At 60.2% G+C, this 21,201-nt stretch carries 19 protein-coding genes; 5 read left to right on the top strand and 14 right to left on the bottom strand.

What is annotated here, in order from left to right; translation table 11 throughout:
• Window positions 1-258: 258 nt before the first annotated feature.
• From ASB65_RS03010 to ASB65_RS02955, 12 genes are all read right to left on the bottom strand, one after another.
• Window positions 259-744 (bottom strand): F0F1 ATP synthase subunit B, encoded by a 486-nt coding sequence (locus ASB65_RS03010; protein WP_020010562.1) that lies wholly within the window; start codon window positions 742-744, stop codon window positions 259-261.
• A 1-nt stretch (window position 745) separates the two neighbouring features.
• Window positions 746-1,387 carry a F0F1 ATP synthase subunit B gene (locus ASB65_RS03005; RefSeq protein ID WP_003503119.1) on the bottom strand — a complete coding sequence of 214 codons (642 nt, stop codon included), beginning with the start codon at window positions 1,385-1,387 and terminating at the stop codon, window positions 746-748.
• Window positions 1,388-1,467: 80 nt separating this feature from the next.
• Window positions 1,468-1,695, bottom strand: a complete 228-nt coding sequence (locus tag ASB65_RS03000; RefSeq protein ID WP_003494147.1) for a F0F1 ATP synthase subunit C — start codon at window positions 1,693-1,695, stop codon at window positions 1,468-1,470.
• 72 nt (window positions 1,696-1,767) lie between these two features.
• Entirely contained in the window at window positions 1,768-2,517 is a 750-nt protein-coding gene (locus ASB65_RS02995) for a F0F1 ATP synthase subunit A (protein ID WP_003503121.1), read from the bottom strand.
• Between the two features lie 60 nt (window positions 2,518-2,577).
• Window positions 2,578-2,943 carry an AtpZ/AtpI family protein gene (locus ASB65_RS02990; RefSeq protein ID WP_003503122.1) on the bottom strand — a complete coding sequence of 122 codons (366 nt, stop codon included), beginning with the start codon at window positions 2,941-2,943 and terminating at the stop codon, window positions 2,578-2,580.
• Window positions 2,944-3,213: 270 nt separating this feature from the next.
• Window positions 3,214-4,377: a cell wall hydrolase gene (locus ASB65_RS02985; protein WP_003503123.1), complete on the bottom strand. Its 1,164-nt coding sequence runs from the start codon at window positions 4,375-4,377 to the stop codon at window positions 3,214-3,216.
• 281 nt (window positions 4,378-4,658) lie between these two features.
• Complete coding sequence (locus tag ASB65_RS02980; protein WP_060722972.1) at window positions 4,659-6,578, bottom strand: potassium transporter Kup; 1,920 nt, start codon at window positions 6,576-6,578, stop codon at window positions 4,659-4,661.
• A gap of 15 nt (window positions 6,579-6,593) precedes the next feature.
• Entirely contained in the window at window positions 6,594-7,571 is a 978-nt protein-coding gene (locus ASB65_RS02975; RefSeq protein ID WP_060722971.1) for a magnesium transporter CorA family protein, read from the bottom strand.
• 336 nt (window positions 7,572-7,907) lie between these two features.
• Complete coding sequence (locus ASB65_RS02970; protein WP_060722970.1) at window positions 7,908-9,038, bottom strand: Mrp/NBP35 family ATP-binding protein; 1,131 nt, start codon at window positions 9,036-9,038, stop codon at window positions 7,908-7,910.
• A 120-nt stretch (window positions 9,039-9,158) separates the two neighbouring features.
• Window positions 9,159-10,382, bottom strand: coding sequence for an ABC transporter substrate-binding protein (locus tag ASB65_RS02965; protein WP_060722969.1), 1,224 nt, complete (start codon window positions 10,380-10,382; stop codon window positions 9,159-9,161).
• A gap of 78 nt (window positions 10,383-10,460) precedes the next feature.
• On the bottom strand, window positions 10,461-11,201 hold the full coding sequence (locus ASB65_RS02960) for a helix-turn-helix transcriptional regulator (protein WP_060722968.1): 741 nt from the start codon (window positions 11,199-11,201) through the stop codon (window positions 10,461-10,463).
• 212 nt (window positions 11,202-11,413) lie between these two features.
• The gene (locus tag ASB65_RS02955; protein ID WP_060722967.1) at window positions 11,414-12,283 is read right to left on the bottom strand and encodes an IclR family transcriptional regulator; all 870 of its coding nucleotides are present in this window, start codon (window positions 12,281-12,283) and stop codon (window positions 11,414-11,416) included.
• Between the two features lie 72 nt (window positions 12,284-12,355).
• Here ASB65_RS02955 and ASB65_RS02950 point away from each other — a divergent pair, with 72 nt between their 5' ends.
• From ASB65_RS02950 to ASB65_RS02935, 4 genes are read left to right on the top strand one after another with little or no spacing between them, the layout of a single operon-like run.
• Window positions 12,356-13,138 carry an SDR family NAD(P)-dependent oxidoreductase gene (locus ASB65_RS02950; protein WP_060722966.1) on the top strand — a complete coding sequence of 261 codons (783 nt, stop codon included), beginning with the start codon at window positions 12,356-12,358 and terminating at the stop codon, window positions 13,136-13,138.
• Window positions 13,138-14,052, top strand: coding sequence for a 2-dehydro-3-deoxygalactonokinase (locus tag ASB65_RS02945; protein ID WP_060722965.1), 915 nt, complete (start codon window positions 13,138-13,140; stop codon window positions 14,050-14,052). The genes ASB65_RS02950 and ASB65_RS02945 overlap by 1 nt, the downstream gene beginning before the upstream one ends.
• Before the next feature lie 14 nt (window positions 14,053-14,066).
• Window positions 14,067-14,696: a 2-dehydro-3-deoxy-6-phosphogalactonate aldolase gene (locus ASB65_RS02940; protein WP_003503136.1), complete on the top strand. Its 630-nt coding sequence runs from the start codon at window positions 14,067-14,069 to the stop codon at window positions 14,694-14,696.
• A 4-nt stretch (window positions 14,697-14,700) separates the two neighbouring features.
• Window positions 14,701-15,588, top strand: coding sequence for an SMP-30/gluconolactonase/LRE family protein (locus ASB65_RS02935; protein WP_060722964.1), 888 nt, complete (start codon window positions 14,701-14,703; stop codon window positions 15,586-15,588).
• Window positions 15,589-15,779: 191 nt separating this feature from the next.
• Here the strand turns inward: ASB65_RS02935 and ASB65_RS02930 are convergent, their stop codons facing one another.
• On the bottom strand, window positions 15,780-17,132 hold the full coding sequence (locus tag ASB65_RS02930; RefSeq protein ID WP_003503140.1) for a putative bifunctional diguanylate cyclase/phosphodiesterase: 1,353 nt from the start codon (window positions 17,130-17,132) through the stop codon (window positions 15,780-15,782).
• A gap of 86 nt (window positions 17,133-17,218) precedes the next feature.
• Window positions 17,219-18,838 carry a response regulator gene (locus tag ASB65_RS02925; RefSeq protein WP_060723033.1) on the bottom strand — a complete coding sequence of 540 codons (1,620 nt, stop codon included), beginning with the start codon at window positions 18,836-18,838 and terminating at the stop codon, window positions 17,219-17,221.
• Window positions 18,839-19,247: 409 nt separating this feature from the next.
• Here ASB65_RS02925 and mutL point away from each other — a divergent pair, with 409 nt between their 5' ends.
• The gene (mutL, locus tag ASB65_RS02920) at window positions 19,248-21,080 is read left to right on the top strand and encodes a DNA mismatch repair endonuclease MutL (protein WP_060722963.1); all 1,833 of its coding nucleotides are present in this window, start codon (window positions 19,248-19,250) and stop codon (window positions 21,078-21,080) included.
• Window positions 21,081-21,201: the final 121 nt, after the last annotated feature.

The following is a 21,201-nucleotide window of genomic DNA, read 5'->3' as shown; positions in this document are numbered from 1 at the left end:
TCGGACCACACCAGCATGGCGCTTCTGTGCCTCGCTATCGAATAAGCCTTCCCGACGATAAGTTGGTTGCGTCAGAAAATGCACAGCATGTCCGCTGTTGGTGCAAAGCGGAAGAGCAATCCGATATCCACCATTAAGAAGACTTTGGCCAAAGCGGGTCGATCACCCACCTTTGGCGCTATAACTCCAACCGGATTTGACAACAAAAAACCCCTCGCAGCTCTCGCCGGAGGGGTTCTTATCAGTCCGAGATAAATCTCAGTTCAGCTTGGACTTCACTTCGCCAATCGTGGCGGTGAAAAGCTTGGCCTTAGTGGCAGCCGTGGTCTTTTCGGCCAGCAGCTTCTCGGAAGCGGCAATGGCGATATCGACTGCGGCGGCGCGGACGGCGCCGATGGCGTCTTCTTCGGCCTGCTTGATCTTCTGTTCCGAAAGGGCCGTGCGGCGGGCGACGAATTCTTCCGTCTTCTGCTTGGCTTCTTCGGTGAGCGCTGCGGCTTCACGCTCGGCGGCAGCAACGATGCCGGCGGCTTCAGCTTCGGCTTCCTTGCGCTTGCGCTGATATTCGGCCAGCAGGTGCTGGGCCTCTTCGCGCAGGCGCTTGGCTTCGGCCAGCTCGTCCTGAATGTTCTGCGCGCGCTCGTCCAGAGACTTGGAGAGCATGCCCGGAACCTTGAGATAGGCGATCAGGACGAAAAAGAGAACAAGACCGACGAGAGCGAAAAATGATGCATCAAACGCCATATCAGGCTCCCTTCACAGTCGAAGCGGCTGCAATGGCGGCCTTGACGTCGGTATCCTTGACCTTAGTGCCGACCAGCTGGTCAACGATCGCGGTCGCGGTTTCCTCAGCAATGGCGCCGACATCGGCGAAAGCCTGTTCCTTGATACCAGCGATGCGCTTTTCGGCGGCGGCAAGCTTTTCAGCAAGTCCGGCCTCGATGGCGGCGCGGTCGGCATCGGCCTTCGCTTTAGCGGAGTCACGTGCCGCGGCGCCGATAGAGCTTGCCTTGGCGCGGGCTGCCGCGAGTTCTTTTTCATAGGTTTCGACGGCAGCGTCGGCTTCGCTTTTCAGGCGTGCCGCTTCATCGAGATCCTGTGCGATGCGTCCATGACGGTTTTCGAGAATGCCGCCGACGCGCGGAACGATGACCTTCTGCATGAGCAGGTAGAAAAGGCCGAACGTAATCGCCAGCCAGAGAACCTGCGATGCATAAGTAGACTGGTCGAACGGCGGGAATACGCCGGAAGCACCGTGTTCAGCGCCGTGCGCCACACCGGTTTCCGTGTGCGTGGCTTCCGGTTGCGGCTGGCCGACAGCCGGAGTTTCCGTATGCGTTTCACCTACGGTCGGTGCTGACTGGGCATAAGCCTCGGTCACGAACATGCTCACCTCCAGGGGGACTGCAAATGCGAAGGATCACGGCACGCTATGTTGCGGGCCGTGATCCAGACCTGATGCTGATATTAAACAGCGAACAGGAGAAGGAGAGCAACGAGCAGCGAGAAGATGCCCAGAGCTTCCGTAACGGCAAAGCCGAATACCAGACGGCCGAACTGGCTGTCGGCAGCAGAGGGGTTGCGCAGTGCGCCGGACAGGTAATCACCGAAGATACGGCCGAGTGCGAGGGACGTACCAGCCATGCCGAGGCATGCGAGACCTGCGCCGATGTACTTTGCTGCTTCCGCTTCCATGTGAGACTCCTTGAGATATTGGTTGTTGCGGCTGTTTTTGACGCCCGTTGCCGGGGCCAGCGACTTTACTTCTCAGTGACCACCATGCACGGCGTCGTTCAGGTACATGCAAGTCAGTACCGCGAAGACGTAAGCCTGCAGGAAGGCAACGAGAAATTCGAGAGCGGTCATGGCGACCGTCATGATGAGAGGCAGAACTGCGCCACCGATGCCGAGCGCGCCGAGCGCGCCCATGGAGGCAACGAAGCCTGCGAAAACCTTGAGCGTGATGTGGCCGGCCAGCATGTTCGCGAAAAGACGAACGGAAAGGCTGATCGGGCGCGACAGGAACGAAATCATTTCAATTGACGCGACAAGCGGCAAAAGCGCCTTCGGCACGCCCGAGGGGGCGAAAATGCCGAAGAAGTGCAGGCCGTGCTTGTAGAAACCGTAAACGATGACCGTGCCGATGACGAGGCAGGCAAGCGCGAAGGTGACGATGATCTGGCTGGTGACCGTGAAGAAATACGGGAACATGCCAAGCAGGTTTGCCGTCAGCACGAACATGAACAGCGAGAACACGAATGGGAAGAACACCATGCCCTTCTTGCCGGCGCCTTCGCGCAGCATGGAGGCGATGAACTCGTAGGACATTTCAGCAACGGACTGCATGCGGGTCGGGATCAGACCGCGGTTCGACGTTGCGAAATAAAGGAAACCGGAAGCGGCAGCCACGGTCGCGACCATGAAAAGCGACGCATTGGTGAAGGAAAAATCGACGCCGCCAATTTCGATCGGAATGATCGGCTGCACCAAGAACTGATGGGTCGGATCGTTTGCCACCGGCTGCCCTCTTTACCTGTCGCCGCCTGTCGCGGCATCTCAACTGCAAGAAAAAACAGCTTAAACGCCGTCTTTTCCACCCTCGTCCTGTCTGTCCGCCTTTTCCAGCAGCGGCGGCTTGGCCACCGCGCCGGTCGAGCGCAACACATTCAATACGCCTGCGCAGAAACCGAGAAGAAGAAGAACGATCATCCCCCACGGCGTCGTGCCGACAAAATAGTCCAGAAGATAACCCAGCATAGCGCCGACCACGATGGCCGAAATGAACTCCGATGAGAGCTTAACCGCCATCGCAAAACCTTTCCGGTTTTCCGCAGCGTTGGTCTCCGCCCTCACTTCCGCCTCATCCTCCGCCTTCACCTTTGCCAGCTCTTCGGCAAGGCGCTTGCGGCGCTCGTCCAGACTATCGTCACGGTTGCCAGTCATCTTAAAATCCCACCCATTTTCTCCGTTCCAGCCATGCCAGAACCCTTTGGAGTTGTAAACGGTGACGGATTAAGCCTGTTCCAGCCCGCTCTGAAGTCGCGCGCAACATAGTTTTAGGGGCTTCTCTAGTCAAGGCACTGCGAGCGGTTGTTTTGGCACAAATTAATCATGCAAAAACAACAGCTTGACATCAAATCGCGGTTTAGCGGCGATGTTTCCCCAGGGAATCGGCATTTTTGACACGCAAAATGCGACAAATCGGCGGTGGTATCAGCTCCAGCCGCCACCATAGGTACGGTAAAAGACGTGCAGGCCGATCCTGCCGACCTTCTTCATGGACTTGCCCCAGGCGGGACGCACATAAACGGCGTGATAATGGGTAGCGGAGCCCACTTCGTTCAACCAGATTTTGCCGGCGGTGGTGGCCATGGCCACTTCACGCGCCATCTTCCAGTGGCGTTCGGAGTTCACCCGGTCCTTGATATTGTCGCAGGCGAAAGAAAACTGGCAGCGGTTGCGCCAGTCCTTGTTCTGATAAACGACGCCGCAGATGGTTTTCGGATAAGCGGGGTTGCGCACGCGGTTGAGGATGACCTGTGCCACGGCCGCCTGTCCCTTCACCGATTCTCCGCGCGCCTCGAAATAGATGCCTGAAGCCAGGCATTGCTGTTCGGCTGCGGAAAACACGGCGGCCGGCAGCGGGGTGGCTGCCCAGGCGTGATCGTCCTGGCTGATCTGCGGCACGAAACGACCGGCCTCGGGCTTTTTGAGAATGGCGTCGAAGGGCGACTCGCGGGCGAAATCCGGCTCGGCCGGCGCGTAAGCCGTGGCGAGAATATCCGGCGTCCTGTTGGTGATGAGTTCGGCCAGCATCGGCGAGACGCTTTTGTCCGCCTTCTTTTCCTCACGGCGGAAATAGAAGGAGGCGAGTTCCACGTCCTTGCCGCGCTTCGGCTTGACGAAAGCCGTGCGGTCCTTGCGCTTCAGCGGCTCGATATCCAGCATGCTGGTGCGCTGCAGGACGGAACCGGCGGTGAAGGCCTTGGGCGGCTGCATGATTTCGGTTGCGACGATGCGGCCCTTCTTGGCGGCGCGGTTGACGCGCTCGCTGTCCGGCGTCGTTGCCTCACCCTTCTTGTTGGTGACAAAGGCGACCTTGCTGCCATTGGGCAGGGTCATGCCGCCGCCATGCAATGCGGCCTCCCCTGCGGCATCGTCGAAAGTCAGCGAGGCATTGTGAACGGAGCCTGCCGGAGATGCCGTCAGCACCATGCGCCATTGCTCCCCGCCCTTGTCCAGCCCGGCCAGAAGCGAGGCCAGATCGGCACGGGCGGCGAGGGATGGAAAAACGAGCCAGGCGGCAAGGCCGAAGACGACGGGCGAGGTCCATTTTGACGCCCACCCCTGAAGGGACACGGGGGACCGACGACGCATTACTCTTTTCGAACGCAAAACCAGCACTCCGAACACCGACAACCATATTTGCTACAGGTGTTCGAGAATCTCTTATTAACCTTGATGCTTGGTTAACGCCGGTGACGGACGCGGTTTCACGTTAATGTGTGAACATATTCTAATGCGCGTCGCGCTGCTTTAGATTCCATAGTATCGGACACAGCTTCATGCACGGCATCCCCACCGCCGTCATTCCGGTCTTGAGCCGGAATGACGGAAGGAAGGAGCCTCTCAGATTGCCGAGAGGCATGCTCCCGTCGTCAGACGACGACGTGCGAGCCGAGTTCCACCACGCGGTTGGCGGGCAAGCGGAAGTAGTCCGAGGGATCGGCGGCCGTTTCGGCAAGCGCGATGAACAGGCGGTTCTGCCAGCCCGGCATGCCCGATTTCGGATCCGGCACCAGCTTGCGACGGCCGAGATAAAACGAAGTGGACATGATGTCGAACTTGTAGCCGGTACGGCGCAGATAGCCGAGTGCCTGGGTGACGTTCTGCGTTTCCATGAAGCCGAAATGCAGTTCGACCACGGCAAAACGATCACTCAGTTTCGTCAGCGTATAACGATCCTCGGGGTGAACGCGCGGCTGGTCTTCGGTGCGGATCGTCAGGATGACGTTCTTGTCGTGCAGAACGTGGTTATGCTTGAGATTGTGCAGCAGTGCCGCCGGCGCGGCCTCCGGATCGCCGGTCAAGAAAATCGCGGTGCCGGGCACACGCACCGGCGCATGGGCGCTTTCCTTTTCCACCGAAGCGACGAAAGCCTTCAACGGCACATCACCGCGGCGGGTCTTGGCGGAGAGGATTTTCGAGCCGCGCTGCCAGGTGGTCATGATGACGGGGAAGGCAATTGCCAAGAGCACCGGCACGTAGCCACCATCGTGAATCTTGAGCAGGTTCGCGCCGAGGAAGATCAGTTCCAGCGCCAGAAGCGGGGCCAGCACGGCGATTGCCAGCCAGACCGACCATTGCCAGCGCTTGCGCACGAATTCGAAGAACATCAGGCTGGTGACGACCATCGCGCCGGTGACGGAAATACCGTAGGCGGTGGCCAGCGCATCCGAACTCTTGAAGGTGAGCACCAGCGCGACGACGCCGAACAGCAGGATGGTGTTGACGGCGGGCAGGTAGATCTGCCCCGTATTGGTTTCCGAGGTGAAGAGGATTTCCATGCGCGGCAGGTAGCCGAGATGGATCGCCTGACGCACGAGCGAAAACGCACCTGTTATGACCGCCTGGCTGGCGATGATGGTGGCGGCAGTCGCCAGAATGACGGCCGGCAGGATCGCCCATTGCGGGAACATCAGATAGAACGGATTGGACATCGCCGCCGGGTCTTTCAGCACCAGCGCGCCCTGACCGAGATAGTTCAGCGTCAATGCCGGGAAAACCAGACAGAACCACGCCCACTGGATGGGACGGCGACCGAAATGGCCGAGATCGGCGTAAAGCGCTTCCGCCCCTGTTATCGTCAGGAAGACCGCGCCCAGCACGACGATGCCGTAAAAACCTTCATTCGCCAGAAACTCGACCGCATGCCACGGGTTGAAGGCAAAGAGAATGCTGAAATCGTCGGCAATATGGATGAGGCCCGCAAGCCCCATGACGATGAACCAGACCGCGGTGATCGGCCCGAAGAACTTCGCCACCGTGCCCGTGCCGTGAGACTGAATGGCGAAGAGGCCAATGAGGATGCCGACGGAAATCGGAATGATGAATTCGTCCATCTCCGGCGTGACGAGTTTCAGGCCTTCCACCGCCGAAAGCACCGATAGTGCCGGGGTGATCATCGCATCGCCGAGAAACAGGGCAGCACCGATGAGGCCGAGCACGATGAGCACGCCGCGATGGGTGCCCGCCGTCTTCATCAGCAGCGCCAGCAGCGAAAGCGTGCCGCCTTCGCCGTCATTGTCGGCGCGCAGCAGCAGCGTGATATATTTGAAGGTGACGATGATCGTCAAAGACCAGATCATCAGTGATGTCAGGCCGATGACTTCTTCCTGAGTCACCCCGTCATAGGCGATGGGCCGCAGGGCTTCGCGAAAGGCATAGAGCGGGCTGGTGCCGATATCGCCATAGACGACGCCGATCGAACCAAGGATCGCGGCGTAAAGCCCCTTGTTCTTGTGCTCGTCATCGGCATCCGGTTTCTCGGCAACGTCCTTGTCAACGATCTGGGACATGATGATCCTGGCTCCTCAGAGCCAGCCCTTCCAACGAAAAAAGAGAAACGGGATGATTGCGGACATCAGCATGATAACAAGCGCCAGGGGATAACCGAACGTCCAGTTCAACTCCGGCATGAGTTGAAAGTTCATTCCGTAAACCGAGGCCACCAGCGTGGGCGGCAAAAACACCACCGAGGCAATCGAGAATATCTTGATGATGCCGTTCTGCTCGATGTTGATGATGCCGAGCGAGGCGTCAAGCAGGAAGGTCAGATTGCCGGAAACGAAGGAGGCATGTTCGTTCAGCGACTGAATATCGCGCCCGATCGACTTGCCCTGTTCCCTCGCTCCCTTGTCCTCGCGAGCCTGATCGCTGGTGGAGAGGAAGGTCTGCAGCCGCGCCAGCGATGCGAGGCTGACGCGGACCTTCGAGATCAGCCGGTGATAGGCGGCGATATTGGTCAGGCGGTCTTCGAGATAGCGCGGCGCCTTGCGTTTGGAACGGGCCTGGCTGCCGAGAATGTCGGCCGCGAGATTGTCGATGCCGGCGACCGAGTTTTCAAGAATTTCCGCCGTGCGGTCGACGATCGTTTCGAGCAGTTTCAAAAGCAGCGCCGTGCCGCTGCGCATTTCGTGCGGCGCGCGGGTAATGGCGGCAATGAAAAGGTGGAATGATTTCGGCTCGGCATAACGGATTGTCACCAGACGCTTGCCAACCAGAACGAAGGCGACATCGGTGAGGCGCGGATCATCCGAATCCGCCTTCCACACCAGAGACGCAGTCATGAAGACATTGGCGTCTTCCATATAGAGACGACTGGAAGGCTCGATATCTTTCAGGTCTTCGCGCGTCGGCAGTTCCACGCCCAGCAGCTTTTCCACATGCTGCTCTTCCGCCCTGTCTGGATTGACGAGATCGATCCAGACGATGTCGTCGGGAATCGGTCCGGAGCCGTCGACTGCCGACAGGCTGATCGCCTCGCAATTGGCGCGATAGGCTTTTATCAATCCGCTTCTCCGCTCCACATCGCGGGCTTGCCGCAATGCTGCTTAACATATCCTGTTTGCCGTCGGCAAACCTTTGGACGACACTTCAGGGAGCGCCGGACCAGGCGGGATTTCACAATCTCGCCAGCCCGATGGACCAAGAGCCAAACGGCGCAGGCGTATGCGCCCAAAGCGAGATGCAATCAAGCAATATTTTTTCGCGACAGCATTGCAGGCGAAGCATCTCTGGAGTTCAAATCCGGAAATGCTACCAGATACTTTCGGTTAATCTTCTGTTTTAAAAGGATTATTCAAAGCGGGCAGATGCCTGCCCGCTTTGCGTCCGCGACTGGCGCATTATTCGAAAACGATCCTCGGCGCGGCTTTTTGCTCGCTCGCACCAATGCGCGCCCAGACTTTTTGCGCGATATCGCGGTAGATCGCGGCCTGCGGGCCATCGGGCTCGGCGGCGACAACAGGCGTTCCGGCATCCGACATTTCGCGGATGGAGATGGTGAGCGGCACTTCGCCGAGGAAGGGCACGCCGATCCTTTCCGCTTCCGCCTTCGCGCCGCCATGGCCGAAAATATCGTAACGAGCGCCGGTATCGGGCGCGATGAAATAGCTCATATTCTCGATGACGCCGAGCAGCGGCACCTCCACCTTGCGGAACATGGTGATGCCCTTGCGAGCGTCGATCAGCGCCAGATCCTGCGGTGTGGAGACGATGACCGCGCCGGCGAGCGGCACCTGCTGGGCGATGGTAAGCTGCGCATCGCCGGTGCCGGGCGGCATGTCCAGCACCAGCACATCCAACTCGCCCCAGGCCACTTCGCGCAGCATCTGCATCAGCGCGGACTGCACCATCGGCCCGCGCCAGATCATCGCCGCTTCCTCATCCACCAGAAAGCCCATGGACATGACCTTCAGTCCATAATTTTCCATGGGAAGGATGATGCGGTCCTCCTGCTGCTGCGGACGGCCGGAAATTTTCAGCAATCGCGGCAGCGAAGGGCCGTAAATATCGGCATCGAGCATGCCGACCTTGAGGCCGAGCGACTGGAGACCGAGCGCCAGATTGACCGCGGTGGTGGACTTGCCCACCCCGCCCTTGCCCGAGGCCACGGCGATGATGGCCCGCACGCCTGGTACGCCCACCTTTGACGAGCCGGGCTGTGTGGCCGGCCGGCCGGGTGCCGCAGCGGGGCGCGCCGGCGCCGGTTGCTGCTGGCCGGGCTTGCGATCGGCCGTCAGCGCGACGACGGCGCCGACGATGCCCTCAACGCCTTTGGCCGCCTGTTCCGCGGAAAGCCGCAGCGGCTCCATCTCCGCAGCCTTGTCGGCCGGTACTGTGATCGAAAAATAGGCCTTCGCATCGGCGATGAAGATTTCCGAGACCATGCCGAGTGCGATGATGCTCTTACCGCTGCCGGGATAGATCACCGCTTCCAGCGCCTTCTCCACCTGGCTCTTGCTGACCTCTGCCATATTCCTGCTCCGCTACATCGTCCGACCGGGGTATTGCGTGCCATCCATAGACAAGCCGGAGCGCTTCGCCAATGCCAAAGCGCGCCAGTCAGGCATTCGCGACGATTTAACGCTGCCGTTTCAGATTTCGTCGTCCATCGCCAGCGTTTCCGGATCGAAAACATGGCCGTCGAAAAAACAGTCGGGCCCGAGCACCAGACCCGTGCGCGACGCGCCGACATGAACAGGCTCGCGCAACGTGCCTTCGAGTTTCAGATTGGCACCCGGCACCGGCACGAAAAGCGGCTTCATGGCCTTGCGGAAAATATCCGGCCGGTAGGCGTTGCGGGCGGCCTCCACCACGGCGGCATCGAGCCGGTAATCGGCGGAAACCTCGCCCCAGCGCAACATCTGGCTGAAGAACCACAGGGCCTGGCTCTGCCAAGGGAAATTGGCGGCCTTGGCGCTCGTCACGAAAAACTCCTGAAAGCGCTGCATGTCCCGCTGCGAGGTGGAAATATAGCCCGTCAGCGCTGGCAGCAGGAATTCACCGTTCTCATCCAGATATTGAGGCGCGGCGAGGATGCCGGCCAGTTCCTCTATGTTGGCGGCATTGGCGCACCATTCGCCGGCGCGGTAAAGCGCCCGCAGCAGCCCTTCCAGAAGGGCGGCGTTTTCCTCTGCCCAGCGCGTCTTCACGGCCAGTATCTTTTCCGGCGCATTGTGCCAGATCAGCGCGCCCGTGGTGACGATACGGCCGCCGCCGCCCAGCCCCACGGCGCTGCCCGCCGGTTCGGCGGTACAGAGCGCATCGACCTTGCCGCTTTCCAGCAGCGATGGCATCGCCTTCGGCAGGGCTTCGACGATTTCCATGTCCCGGCCGAGCAGCACGCCGCAGCTTCCGAGCAGATAACGCAGGGTGTAAAATGGCGTGGAGACAATATCCTCGACCGCAAAGACCGGCGGGGTTCCACCTGCCGCCCGGCGTGCGGCGCAGACACGGGCCATGGCCCGCCCAAAAGCCGCCGGATCCGGCAGCTTCAGTCCTTCGCGATAAAGTTCGTCGTAAAATCCGTGCGAAACGGTCGTTGCCGATCCGCCAAGGGAAAGTGTGAAAACGCCGACAATATCGCCTGGCAGGTCATCCAGGCCAACAGCGGAACCAACGGGAACCGGGGCGGGCAGATGCGCGACATGAACGCCATCCTCGCCAAGCGCCGCAAGCACGGCGCGCGCGGACTGTTTTCGGAAAAGTTCGAGTTCTATGCCCTCATCGGCAGCAAAGCCTTTTTCGGCAGCGGCTATCAGCACGGCGCAGTCGATAGTCGGAGAAAATCCTGCTTTTACCCTATGCCGTTCCGGCAAACGATTTCTCCTTTCCGGTGATTCGAAAGGAGGATCGCCTAGGAAGCGCTTTATCACAATGATAAAATTACGGTTTCGCTATTTTATCAGGCCGACCCGCAGCGCTTTGGCGACAGCCTGGGTGCGGTTGACCGTGTCGAGTTTTTTCGTTGCGCGGTTCAGGTAATGATTGATGGTGTGTTCCGACAGCATCATGATTTCAGCAATTTCAGCGCTGGTCTTGCCGGCGGCGGTCCAGTTCAGACAGTCGATCTCCCGCTCGCTCAATGTTTCGGGAACCCTCAAATCGAGGCTTCGTATTTCAGATAGCCGGGCAAAGACATGGCTGGAAATGTAGAAAAGCTCGGCAAGCCGGCTGGCGGGCAGAGCCGTCTTGTTGCCGGAAAACGAGACCGCGCCGCGTCGCATGGTGATGTCATGAACGGGAAACCACACCGAATTGATCATCTCGAAACGTTCGAAAAGGTTGATCACGGTTTTCTTGGCGATTTCTCCGTCGCCTCTGACCAGAAAATCCATCGAGACGGAAAAGGGGACGGTCGATTTTTTCAACTGCGCCATCACCCGGCTGGTCTGCAGCATGCCCTCTTCATCGTAGCGCTGCAAAAGCTCTGCCGGCCAGCTGGTGATAACAGTATATTGCGACAGTTCGCTCGCCACTTCCGAGGACAGGTCGAGCACCATGAAAGCCCTGAATTCCCAGGCCTCCGTCAGCCGCTTCAGAAACCGGAATATATCGAATTGCGTGTTGAGATCAGCGATCTCGCGAACGCAATCAACACCAATCGACTGAACGGCGGCCGTCTCTGTTTTCTGCATCAAAGCTGTTCTTCGAGAATGAGAAAATGCCGCCGCAAAGGCCCGCCTTTGCCCGGAAATTGTTGCGGATGTTACTCACCAAAACGATTCATGCAAACAAAAGTTGAAAACTTAATTCAGAATAGTCGAAAATAATATCAAATGCACCTGAATGGACGCGTCCCCGCGCTTTCCATAAGGGAAAATCCACCGGCTAACGCCCCGTTTTTTCCTCAACCATCCGCAACCGGGGATAATCTGCAGGCAAGATCATCGGAAATTCTATCGGCAGTCTCGCGCACCAGAGGGGCCCATTTGCGAAGCTGGTCCACATCCACACGATAGGCCGGACCGGTGACGGAAATCGCCGCGCGAAAATTGCGCCCGGGCGCCTGGACCGGTGCGGCAACGCAATGAATCCCGATCTCGTGCTCCTGAAGGTCGAAACCGTAGCCATTGTCGCGAATGGTCGCCACGTCAGCCATCAGCGCGTCCGTCGTCGTGATCGTGTTTTCCGTGAAGCGATGAAAATCGAGTTCCGCAGTCAGCGCCGCCAGTTCATCACCGGCGAGCAGCGACAGCGCCGCCTTGCCAACCCCCGTGCAATAGACCGGTGAGGTTTTGCCGACCTGCGAATGCATGCGCAATGTGTGCTGCCCCTCCATCTTGTCGAGATAGGTCACCTGCCTGCCGTTCAACACGGCGAGATGCACGGACTCCTGCGTCACCTCCTGCAACGCTGCCAGATGCGGGGCCGCGACGCTGCGCAGGTCATTGCCGCTCCAGGCTTTCGCTGCCAGTTGCAGCAGTCTCAGCCCCACGGCATAGGTCTGATCGGCAGCGTGATCGATAAGGCCCTCGGCGATGAGATGGGCGAGCTGGCGGTGAACCGAGCCGCGCGGCTGGCCGCAGGCTTCGACCACATCGGTAAAGCGCATCGGCTTGTCGGCAAAGGCGATCAACTCCAGCAGCGAGACGGCCTTGCCGAGCGTGCCCGTGTCACTCCCGGTTTTCCGTTGCACCATCGGAACCGCATCAGGCTTTTGCCCATTGGGCTTTTTATTATCGGCCATGGCAACACCCACCGTCATCTGTCTTGACATAAGCGTGACGCCAAGAGAATAATTCCATTTAGTAAAATCTAGTTCCAAATAATGGAACAATCAAGCCTTTCAATGGATGAGATGACGCCGATGACGCAAGCCCAATTTCCGGACCTCAAGGATGCGGGCGTGCTCGTCACCGGCGGCGGTTCCGGCATCGGGGCATCGCTGGTGGAAGCCTTCGCGATGCAGGGAGCGAGGGTTTCGTTCATCGACATCGCCGAGGAGCCAAGCCTGGCGCTCGTAAAGCGGCTTGCGACAACGGCGCAGCATCCGGTCCACTTCTTCAAAACCGACCTTCGCAATATCGCGGCGATCGGAAAGACGGTGGAGGCGGCGGCCTTGGCCACCGGCGGCATCAGGGTACTCGTCAACAATGCCGCCTGGGACGACCGCCACGATATAGAAACGGTGACCGAAGCCTATTGGGACGCCAATCAGGCGGTCAATCTCAAGCAGATGTTCTTCACCGTTCAGGCCGCACTTCCCCATCTCCGGCAGGCGAAGGACGCGTCCATCGTCAATTTTTCGTCCATCTCGTTTCTGCTCAACATGGGCGAGCTGCCCTCCTATGCGGCGGCCAAGGCCGGTATCATCGGGCTGACGAAAAGCCTCGCCGGCCGGCTGGGGCCGGAAAACATCCGCGTCAACACGCTGCTGCCCGGCATGATCGTGACGGAGCGGCAGAAGGAGCTATGGCTGACGGATGAGAACATTACCGCCACCACGGCGCGGCAATGTCTGAAGCGCACGCTCGTCGCCGCCGACCTGGCGGGTCCGTGCCTGTTTCTCGCATCCTCGGCCTCAAGCGCCATCACAGCGCAATCCATAATCGTAGACGGAGGCCTTCTATAATGTCTGAACCCGCTTTCATCGCCGTCGACTGGGGTACAACCAGTTTCCGGCTCTGGCTCATGAGCCGATCGGGCGCGGTGCTGGCGGAGCGCAGAAGCGCGGAAGGCATGACCACCGCCATGCGGACCGGTTTTGCCGACGTATTGCAATCGCATCTGGACGCCATCGGCGCGCCGGAAGATTTGCCGGTTCTCGTCTGCGGCATGGCGGGGGCGCGGCAAGGCTGGGTCGAAGCGGGTTATATCGACGTGCCGGCATCGCTTTCGGCGGTTCTCGATGGCGCGGTTCGCGTGCCGGGCCAGGTGCGGGATGTGCGCATTCTGCCGGGGCTGGCGCAGCGGGATAAAAACGCGCCCGACGTGATGCGCGGCGAGGAAACGCAATTGCTCGGCGCTCTCGCTTCTTCGGACGCCGGTGAAAAACTCGTCTGCATGCCCGGCACCCATTCCAAATGGGTGACCGTCAAGGATGGCGGCGTGACGGGTTTTGCCACTTTCATGACCGGCGAACTCTTCGAAGTCATCTCGAAACAGACGATCCTTTCCCATGCGGTGGCAGAGGCCGAAGCCTTTACCGGCGAGCATGAGGCTTTCACGGCGGCCGTGCGCGATATTTACGCCCATCCCGCGCTTGCGACCAATCGCCTTTTCACCCTGCGCTCCGGGCAATTGCTGCATGGGCTTACCGCGACCGACGCCAAGGCCAAGCTCTCCGGCATCATGATCGGGCTGGAAATCGCCGGTGCGCATTCGACGGCACGGCGGGAGACGCCCGTGGTGCTGATCGGCTCCGGTGCGCTCGGCGCGCTTTACGAGGGTGCCTTCGCAGCCCTCGAGATTCAATATACGGTCATCGACGCCGACGAGGCCGTGCGGCGCGGATTGCTCGCCGCTGCAAATGCCATCTGGCCATAGGATAAAGAGACATCATGCGTATTCCCTTCCCTTCCATCAAATATCCGCTGATCGCCATCCTGCGCGGTCTGAAGCCCGAGGAAACCGAAGGCGTTGTCGGCGCGTTGATCGAGACCGGCTTCCGCGCCATCGAAATCCCGCTCAATTCGCCCGATCCGTTCCGCTCGATCGAGATCGCCGCAAAGATGGCGCCCGCCGATTGCCTGATCGGCGCCGGCACCGTGCTTAGCGTGGAAGAGGTGGAATCGCTGGATGCGGCCGGCGGCAAGCTGATGGTCAGCCCCAATGCCGATGCCGACGTTATCGTCGCCGCCCGCGTCAAGGGCATGGTGACGATGCCGGGCGTTCTCACCCCCACCGAGGCGCTGGTGGCCGCAAAGGCCGGGGCGACCGGGCTGAAGTTCTTTCCCGCCAGCATCATCGGCCCCGCGGGTATCAATGCGATCCGGACCATCCTGCCGAAGGATCTGGTCATCGCCGCCGTCGGCGGCGTCTCGGACAGGAACTTCGCGGAATATACCAACGCCGGCATTACGGCTTTCGGGCTTGGCACGAGCCTTTATAAGCCGGGCATGACGGCGGCGGAGGTGCGCGAACGCGCCACTGTCACACTTTCAGCCTATGATGCAGCCATCGGAGGATAAGAGCTTGGCGACTGTTTTTCCCTTTGCCGGACGTGTTCTGGACGAGACGCCGATGCTACTCGGCGAAGGCCCGACCTTCGACCCTGCGACCGGCACCGCCTGGTGGTTCAATATTCTCGAGCGGGAACTGCACGAGCTGCATCTCGCCTCCGGCCGCAAGACCGTGCATGCCCTGCCCTTCATGGGCAGTGCGCTCGCCAAGGTCAGCGACAGCAAACAGCTGGTCGCCTCCGATGACGGACTTTTCCTGCGAGACACGGCAACCGGCGTGCTGACGCTGCATGCGGAGCTGGAAAAGGATTTGCCCGGCAACCGCTCCAATGACGGGCGCATGCACCCCTCCGGCGCGCTGTGGATCGGCACCATGGGTCGCAAGGCGGAGACAGGCGCGGGCAGCATCTATCATGTTTCCAAAGGCACCGTGACGAAGCTGTTTGGCGAGATCAGCATTCCGAATTCGATCTGCTTCTCACCCGATGGCGCGACGGGATATTACGTCGATACCAAGGTGAACAAACTGATGCGGGTGCCGCTTGATGCCGGGACCGGCCTGCCCTCCGGCAAGGCGGAAGTCTTCATCGATTCCACCGGTATCAAAGGCGGCGTGGACGGATCCGTCTGCGATGCCGAAGGGCATATCTGGAACGCCCGCTGGGGTGAGGGTGCGGTCGATCGTTACGATACGGACGGCAATCACATCGCCCGATATGAGGTGCCCGGCAAACAGACGACCTGCCCGGCCTTCATCGGCCCCGACGCGTCGCGCCTTCTTGTCACCTCGGCGCGCGAACATCTAGACGACGACGCCATTGCCGCCAATCCGCAGCATGGGTTGACGTTCGAGCTCGGGGTTGAGGTCAAGGGCCGGTTTGAGCCGCTTTACAGGCTCTGAGACGCGGCACGCACCGCACTCTCCTCATTCCTGTGCTTGTCACAGGAATCTAGCCAGCCCAAGTCCTTGGGCTGAAAGGAGTCGTTTCGCCGCGCAAACGCGCGTCGGCTGGATTCCTGTGACAAGCACAGGAATGAGGGAAGTTGGAGATTGCGTCCGCCGCCTTGCAGCCGCGGCCAGACCGCTCTGTCTCAGGAAATATCCGACAATATCTCGCGGTAATTCTCGTGCAGATACCGCTGGGTCGCCGCGGCATCGGCGGGGCGGCCGTAGAAATAGCCCTGCCCCATGGCGCAACCGAGCGCGCGCAGCTTTTCCTCTTCCGCCCGTTCTTCTATCCCCTCGGCCACGACTTCGAGATCGAGCCCTTCGCACATGGCGACGATGGCCTTGATGATATGTTCGGAAGGACGATCGCTGCTGATGCGCGACACGAAGGCGCGGTCGATCTTTACCTTGTCGAAGGTGAAATCCCGCAGGCGGCCGAGGCTCGACTGGCCAGTGCCGAAATCGTCAAGCGAAATGCGAACGCCGGCGCTCTGCAATTCGCTGATGATGCGTTGCGCGGTATCGGCTGATGTCATGACAGCCGTTTCGGTGATCTCAAGTTCCAGCCGATGCGGATCGAGGCCGACACGCGAGAGAATGGACAGAATATTGTCCGCCGTGCTGGGGTCCATCAATTGCGCGGAAGAGAGATTGAAGGACAGGAAGAGTTCACGCGGCCAGAACAGGGCCGCTTCCGCCGCCTTTCTGAGCAGGGCTTCCGACAGCGCATCGATGAAACCGCGCTCTTCGGCGAGCGGCACAAAAACCGCAGGCGATACGAAACCGAGATCGGGATCGTTCCAGCGGGCCAGCGCCTCGAAACCAATGACCTTTGCCTCTTCCAGCCGGACGATGGGCTGGAAATGCACATCGATGGCATCGGTGATGATGGCGTTTCTAAGCGCCTGTTCCAGCTGCGTGGCGCGCTTCATCTCCTGCGCGATCTCACGCGAATAGACCGTGATCTGGCCGCGGCCACGTCTCTTGGAGCGATAGAGCGCCGTCTCGGCGCTTTTCAGCAAATCCTCGAATTCATCGCCGGCGAAGGGATAGATGGCGAAACCGAAGGAGGAAGAAAGCCGGACGTTGCGGTCACCGAGATCATAAGGGGCAGAAAGCACGTCCTTGATCATGTTGCCGATACGCTCGGCGCCAGTACGCTCGAACACCAGCGGCAGCACGAAGGCGAATTCGTCACCGTCATGGCGCGTCACGACCGCGCCATCGGGAATGCAGGCCTTCAGCCGGTGCGCGACCTGGCAGAGGATTTCATCGCCCGCCTGCACGCCGAAAAGATCGTTGATGGGTTTGAAGCCGTCTATATTGGCAATGCCGACCGTGAAGGGGGCGGGATCGCTGGAGCGCTCGCTGGCAAGCATCCGGATCTTGTCGCGCAAACGGTAGCGGTTGCCCAGCCCCGTCAGCGGGTCGCTGTAGGCCATCGCCTGCAACTCGTTCTGGCTGACCTGCAACGATTGCGGCTCTGCCCGTTTCATTCCTGCATCTCGTGAATCCTGTGTCGACCGCGCTCACAATGCAGGGCAAGTATTAAAAAAGCCATAGCCTCCCGGCAATGGCAATTTCAGGCCTGCAGCCGCAGGGCGTCCTTGCCGAAAAGCCGCAGGAAAACCGCCTCGACCATGTCAGGACTGACGGGTTTCAGCAGCATGTCATCCATGCCGGAGGCCCGGCACTTGTCGAGATCGCCCTCGAATGCGTGGGTGATGACACCGACGATGGGAATATGTTTCTCGCCGCCCAGGCCGCGCATGCGGCGGGCGACCTCGAAGCCGTCGATATCGCCCAGCGTCGTGTCGAGCAGGACGGCGGAAGGCGGTTGTTCCACAAAGAGACGCAAGGCTTCCTCGCCCGAGGTGGCGAGCCGCCAGGAAAGCCCCAGACCTTCGAGTATCTGCGAGAAGACGATCTGGTTGACCCTGTTATCCTCGACGAGAAGTATCTCGCAGACGCCGCCGGTCTTGAGTATTTCGGGCAGATCCTCCGTCATGATCTCCCAGTCCTCGTCAGCGGTTTTCTCATTTGGGGAGGATTTCAACCCAGCGGCAAGATAATGCAGCAGGGAAGCATCTATTTCCTCCTCCTCGATGGTGACGACGGGCAGATCATGCGCGGCGGCAATATCGAGGCAAGCGACGCTCATCTGGGCGTCGACAACGACCACATCGATGCTCACACCGGCGGAAGCCGCGACATCGATGAATGCGCGCTGCTCGTCCCCGCGCGTCACCGCCGCATGGTCCATGCCGCCCGCGGTCAGAAGACGACCGGCGGCTTCCGCAAAGCGTCCGTTTTCAGAGACGACCAACACCGCCTTGCTCTTTAAAACCCCGCCGCGATTGTCCGTTTCCTCGTCCCTGCCATAGATGGAGGCCACGAAAGGAACATGTTCGAGCGAGGGGATGACGGGCGTGCCATTGGCATCGATGGTGGCAAGAGCGGTCACGTCCTCCATCGTCGTCACCAGGAAATATCGGCCGGGCCGGCCCACACGCTGCTTGCGGGTGATTGTCAGCACCTCTTCGCCATTCAGGCGTCGCACCCTTTCGGGAATGACAGCCGGCGTACCGCTATCCAGCACCATACGATCGGCGGCATCGATCCGTCCGGCGACCTTGCGCGAGTGGAGATCGAAAACGGTACGGCCGAGAATGCTCTCGGGACTGGTTTCGACCAGGGCGCTGGCGGATTTGTTGAGGGCGACATAGGCCATGTTCCGATCCTTGACGAAGACGGGAAATGGCAGATTGTCGAGAATTTCCTCAACGAGCTGTACGCGCTCAAGGTCGATGCGCCATTGCTCTTCGCGTTTCTTCTGTTCGGAAATATCGGCAACCACGCTGATGCCGAGGCCGGACGGCAGGCGGTTCATGACGAAGCGCAGGAAGCGCTCTCCCTTCAGCCGTTCGGTTTTTTCCGATCTTTCCTTCCAGTGCAGCGCCAGCCGCTCGCCGATCCATTCCTCCCGGCCGAGCGGGCGGGCATTGGCGGAGAGGCTTTCCGCCTCGAGCAGATAACAATCATATAGCGCGCTCAGATAGTCGCGCAGCCGCGCGCCCGGGCCGATAACGGCCTCTTCCAGCGGAAAAAAGCTGAGGAGTTTCCGGCTTGCAAAAATAATGTGATCATTACGGTCGTAAACGACGATCGCCGCGCCAAGCGCGTCGCAAAGGGCATCAAGCATCACCGTATGAACGCCCGCGCCAGAGGACGCCAAATCACTCAACTGCAAACTCCCGCCTGTTTTTCAGGGGTCAGGCTTATGTTTCTAGTGGAATCGTCCAGGGCAAATGCCGGGATGAAACGAAAAATTCCGAAAAAGAGACATCAGGGTTTGCAACTTGAAGCAGTCTTGAGGGGAAGATGACGCTCACCCATAGTCGACGTCACACGCCGCCCGGCGAAGGCGGCCCCGTTCCTGCGGTCATTTCAAGCCGCCTCACCATAATCAAGGCCGATTAAAGGCGGATTAACGCTTAACGCCATGTTGACCGAAATGATCAAATGCCCAAGGGACCGTAAAACATGTGCAAATTTCCACAGCCCGAGTTTTTTGCTTTCGAAGCCGTAGCGAATCCGCGAAAATGACAATCATGGCCATCAAGCAGCTTTCAGAAACCCTTATCAACCAGATCGCCGCCGGCGAGGTCATCGAGAGACCCTCCAGCGCCACGAAGGAACTGGTGGAAAACGCCATCGACGCTGGCGCGACCAGGATCGAGATCGCCACGGCGGGAGGCGGCAAGGGGCTGGTGCGGATTACCGATAACGGTTCCGGCATGTCACCTGCCGATCTGGAGCTTGCGGTCAGGCGTCACTGCACCTCGAAAATTTCCGATACGCTGGATGATATCCGCACGCTCGGGTTTCGTGGCGAGGCGCTGCCCTCCATCGGCTCGGTCGCCAAGCTGACGATTACCAGCCGCCAACAGGGCGCGGAACAGGGTTCGGTGATTTCCGTTACCGGCGGCAAGGTTTCCGATGTCCGGCCCGCCGCCTCGAATGCCGGTACAATCGTCGAGGTGCGCGACCTGTTTTTCGCCACCCCCGCGCGGCTGAAATTCCTGAAGACGGAACGGGCCGAGGCGGCCGCGATTACCGAAGTCGTCAAGCGCATGGCGATCGCCTTCCCGCATATCCGTTTCGTGCTATCAGGCACCGACCGTTCGACGCTCGAAATTCCTTCGACCGGCGACGATCATCTGGCCCGCATGGCGCAGATTCTGGGCGCCGAGTTCAAGGACAACGCCATCGAGATCGATGCCGGGCGCGAGGATGTGACGCTGACCGGTTTTGCCGGTGTTCCGACCTTCAATCGCGGCAACTCGGCGCATCAATATGTCTTCGTCAACGGCCGCCCGGTGCAGGACAAGCTGCTTTTATCCGCCATTCGCGGCGCTTATGCCGAAACCGTGCCGCATGGGCGATATCCGGTCGCGGTGCTGTCCATCACGCTTGACCCCGCCTTTGTGGATGTGAACGTGCATCCGGCGAAATCCGACGTGCGTTTTCGTGATCCCGGCCTCATTCGCGGGCTGATCGTCGGCGCGATCCGCCAGGCGCTGACGCGCGACGGCGACAGGGCCGCGACGACGGGCGCGAGCCAGATGATGAATGCGTTCCGCCCCGGCTATAGCCCGTCCGGCATCAGGCCCTCGCCTTCCATGGCAGCAGCCGCGCCGTGGTCCGCCGCCACCTCACCGTCGCGGCCGCTTGCGGTTTCCGGGGACATGCAATTTGCCGAGGCGGTGCAATCGCGCTTTTCCGACATCACCATGCCGACGGCGCGGGCCGAGCCTCGGGAGATTTACGAGACCGCCGCGAGCCCCTCGCCGGAACCCGTGCTTTACCCACTCGGCGCCGCGCGGGCGCAGCTGCACGAGAACTACATCATCGCCCAGACGGAAAACGGCCTTGTCATCGTCGACCAGCATGCCGCGCATGAGCGGCTGGTGTTTGAGGAAATGCGCAATGCACTGCATTCCCGGCGTCCGCCGTCGCAGGTGCTGCTCATCCCTGAAATCATCGACCTGCCGGAAGAGGATTGCGACCGGCTGATGGATCACGCCGCCGGGTTCGATGCGCTGGGGCTCGTCATCGAACGTTTCGGGCCGGGCGCGGTCGCCGTCCGGGAAACGCCTGCCATGCTGGGTGAGGTCAATGTGCAGGGGCTGGTGCGTCAGCTTGCAGACGAGATCGCCGAATGGGACGCCGCCTCCACGCTTGCCAACAAGCTGGAATATGTCGCGGCCACCATGGCCTGCCACGGCTCGGTGCGTTCCGGCCGGCGTATGCGGCCGGAAGAGATGAACGCGCTTCTACGGCAGATGGAAAACACGCCGGGTTCCGGTCAATGCAATCATGGCCGACCGACCTATATCGAACTGAAACTTTCCGATATAGAACGGCTCTTCGGCCGCAGCTGACACCTTCATCCAGCCGCAAGCAGGCGGGGCTGGCCTTGCGCCGCGCCGGGCTATATAAATTCAGGATACTGGAGCATCCGGATTGTTCAGGAAAACGCTACGCCGTTTCGGACTGGGTGCC

Origin of the sequence: Agrobacterium tumefaciens str. B6, from assembly GCF_001541315.1 — a bacterium.
Taxonomy (GTDB): domain Bacteria; phylum Pseudomonadota; class Alphaproteobacteria; order Rhizobiales; family Rhizobiaceae; genus Agrobacterium; species Agrobacterium radiobacter.
This window is presented reverse-complemented; position numbering and strand designations above follow the sequence as displayed.

What these genes read in the sequence shown, in the direction of transcription:
- ASB65_RS02925 (WP_060723033.1), bottom strand. Translation starts at nt 18,838, where the DNA reads ATGCTTGATGCCCTTTGCGACGCGCTTGGCGCGGCGATCGTCGTTTAC.
- ASB65_RS02955 (WP_060722967.1), bottom strand. Translation starts at nt 12,283, where the DNA reads ATGTCAAGACAGATGACGGTGGGTGTTGCCATGGCCGATAATAAAAAG.
- ASB65_RS02945 (WP_060722965.1), top strand. Translation starts at nt 13,138, where the DNA reads ATGTCTGAACCCGCTTTCATCGCCGTCGACTGGGGTACAACCAGTTTC.
- ASB65_RS02990 (WP_003503122.1), bottom strand. Translation starts at nt 2,943, where the DNA reads ATGACTGGCAACCGTGACGATAGTCTGGACGAGCGCCGCAAGCGCCTT.
- ASB65_RS03005 (WP_003503119.1), bottom strand. Translation starts at nt 1,387, where the DNA reads ATGTTCGTGACCGAGGCTTATGCCCAGTCAGCACCGACCGTAGGTGAA.
- ASB65_RS02985 (WP_003503123.1), bottom strand. Translation starts at nt 4,377, where the DNA reads ATGCGTCGTCGGTCCCCCGTGTCCCTTCAGGGGTGGGCGTCAAAATGG.
- ASB65_RS02980 (WP_060722972.1), bottom strand. Translation starts at nt 6,578, where the DNA reads ATGTCCCAGATCGTTGACAAGGACGTTGCCGAGAAACCGGATGCCGAT.
- mutL (WP_060722963.1), top strand. Translation starts at nt 19,248, where the DNA reads ATGGCCATCAAGCAGCTTTCAGAAACCCTTATCAACCAGATCGCCGCC.
- ASB65_RS02950 (WP_060722966.1), top strand. Translation starts at nt 12,356, where the DNA reads ATGGATGAGATGACGCCGATGACGCAAGCCCAATTTCCGGACCTCAAG.
- ASB65_RS02940 (WP_003503136.1), top strand. Translation starts at nt 14,067, where the DNA reads ATGCGTATTCCCTTCCCTTCCATCAAATATCCGCTGATCGCCATCCTG.
- ASB65_RS02970 (WP_060722970.1), bottom strand. Translation starts at nt 9,038, where the DNA reads ATGGCAGAGGTCAGCAAGAGCCAGGTGGAGAAGGCGCTGGAAGCGGTG.
- ASB65_RS03010 (WP_020010562.1), bottom strand. Translation starts at nt 744, where the DNA reads ATGGCGTTTGATGCATCATTTTTCGCTCTCGTCGGTCTTGTTCTCTTT.
- ASB65_RS03000 (WP_003494147.1), bottom strand. Translation starts at nt 1,695, where the DNA reads ATGGAAGCGGAAGCAGCAAAGTACATCGGCGCAGGTCTCGCATGCCTC.
- ASB65_RS02960 (WP_060722968.1), bottom strand. Translation starts at nt 11,201, where the DNA reads ATGCAGAAAACAGAGACGGCCGCCGTTCAGTCGATTGGTGTTGATTGC.
- ASB65_RS02930 (WP_003503140.1), bottom strand. Translation starts at nt 17,132, where the DNA reads ATGAAACGGGCAGAGCCGCAATCGTTGCAGGTCAGCCAGAACGAGTTG.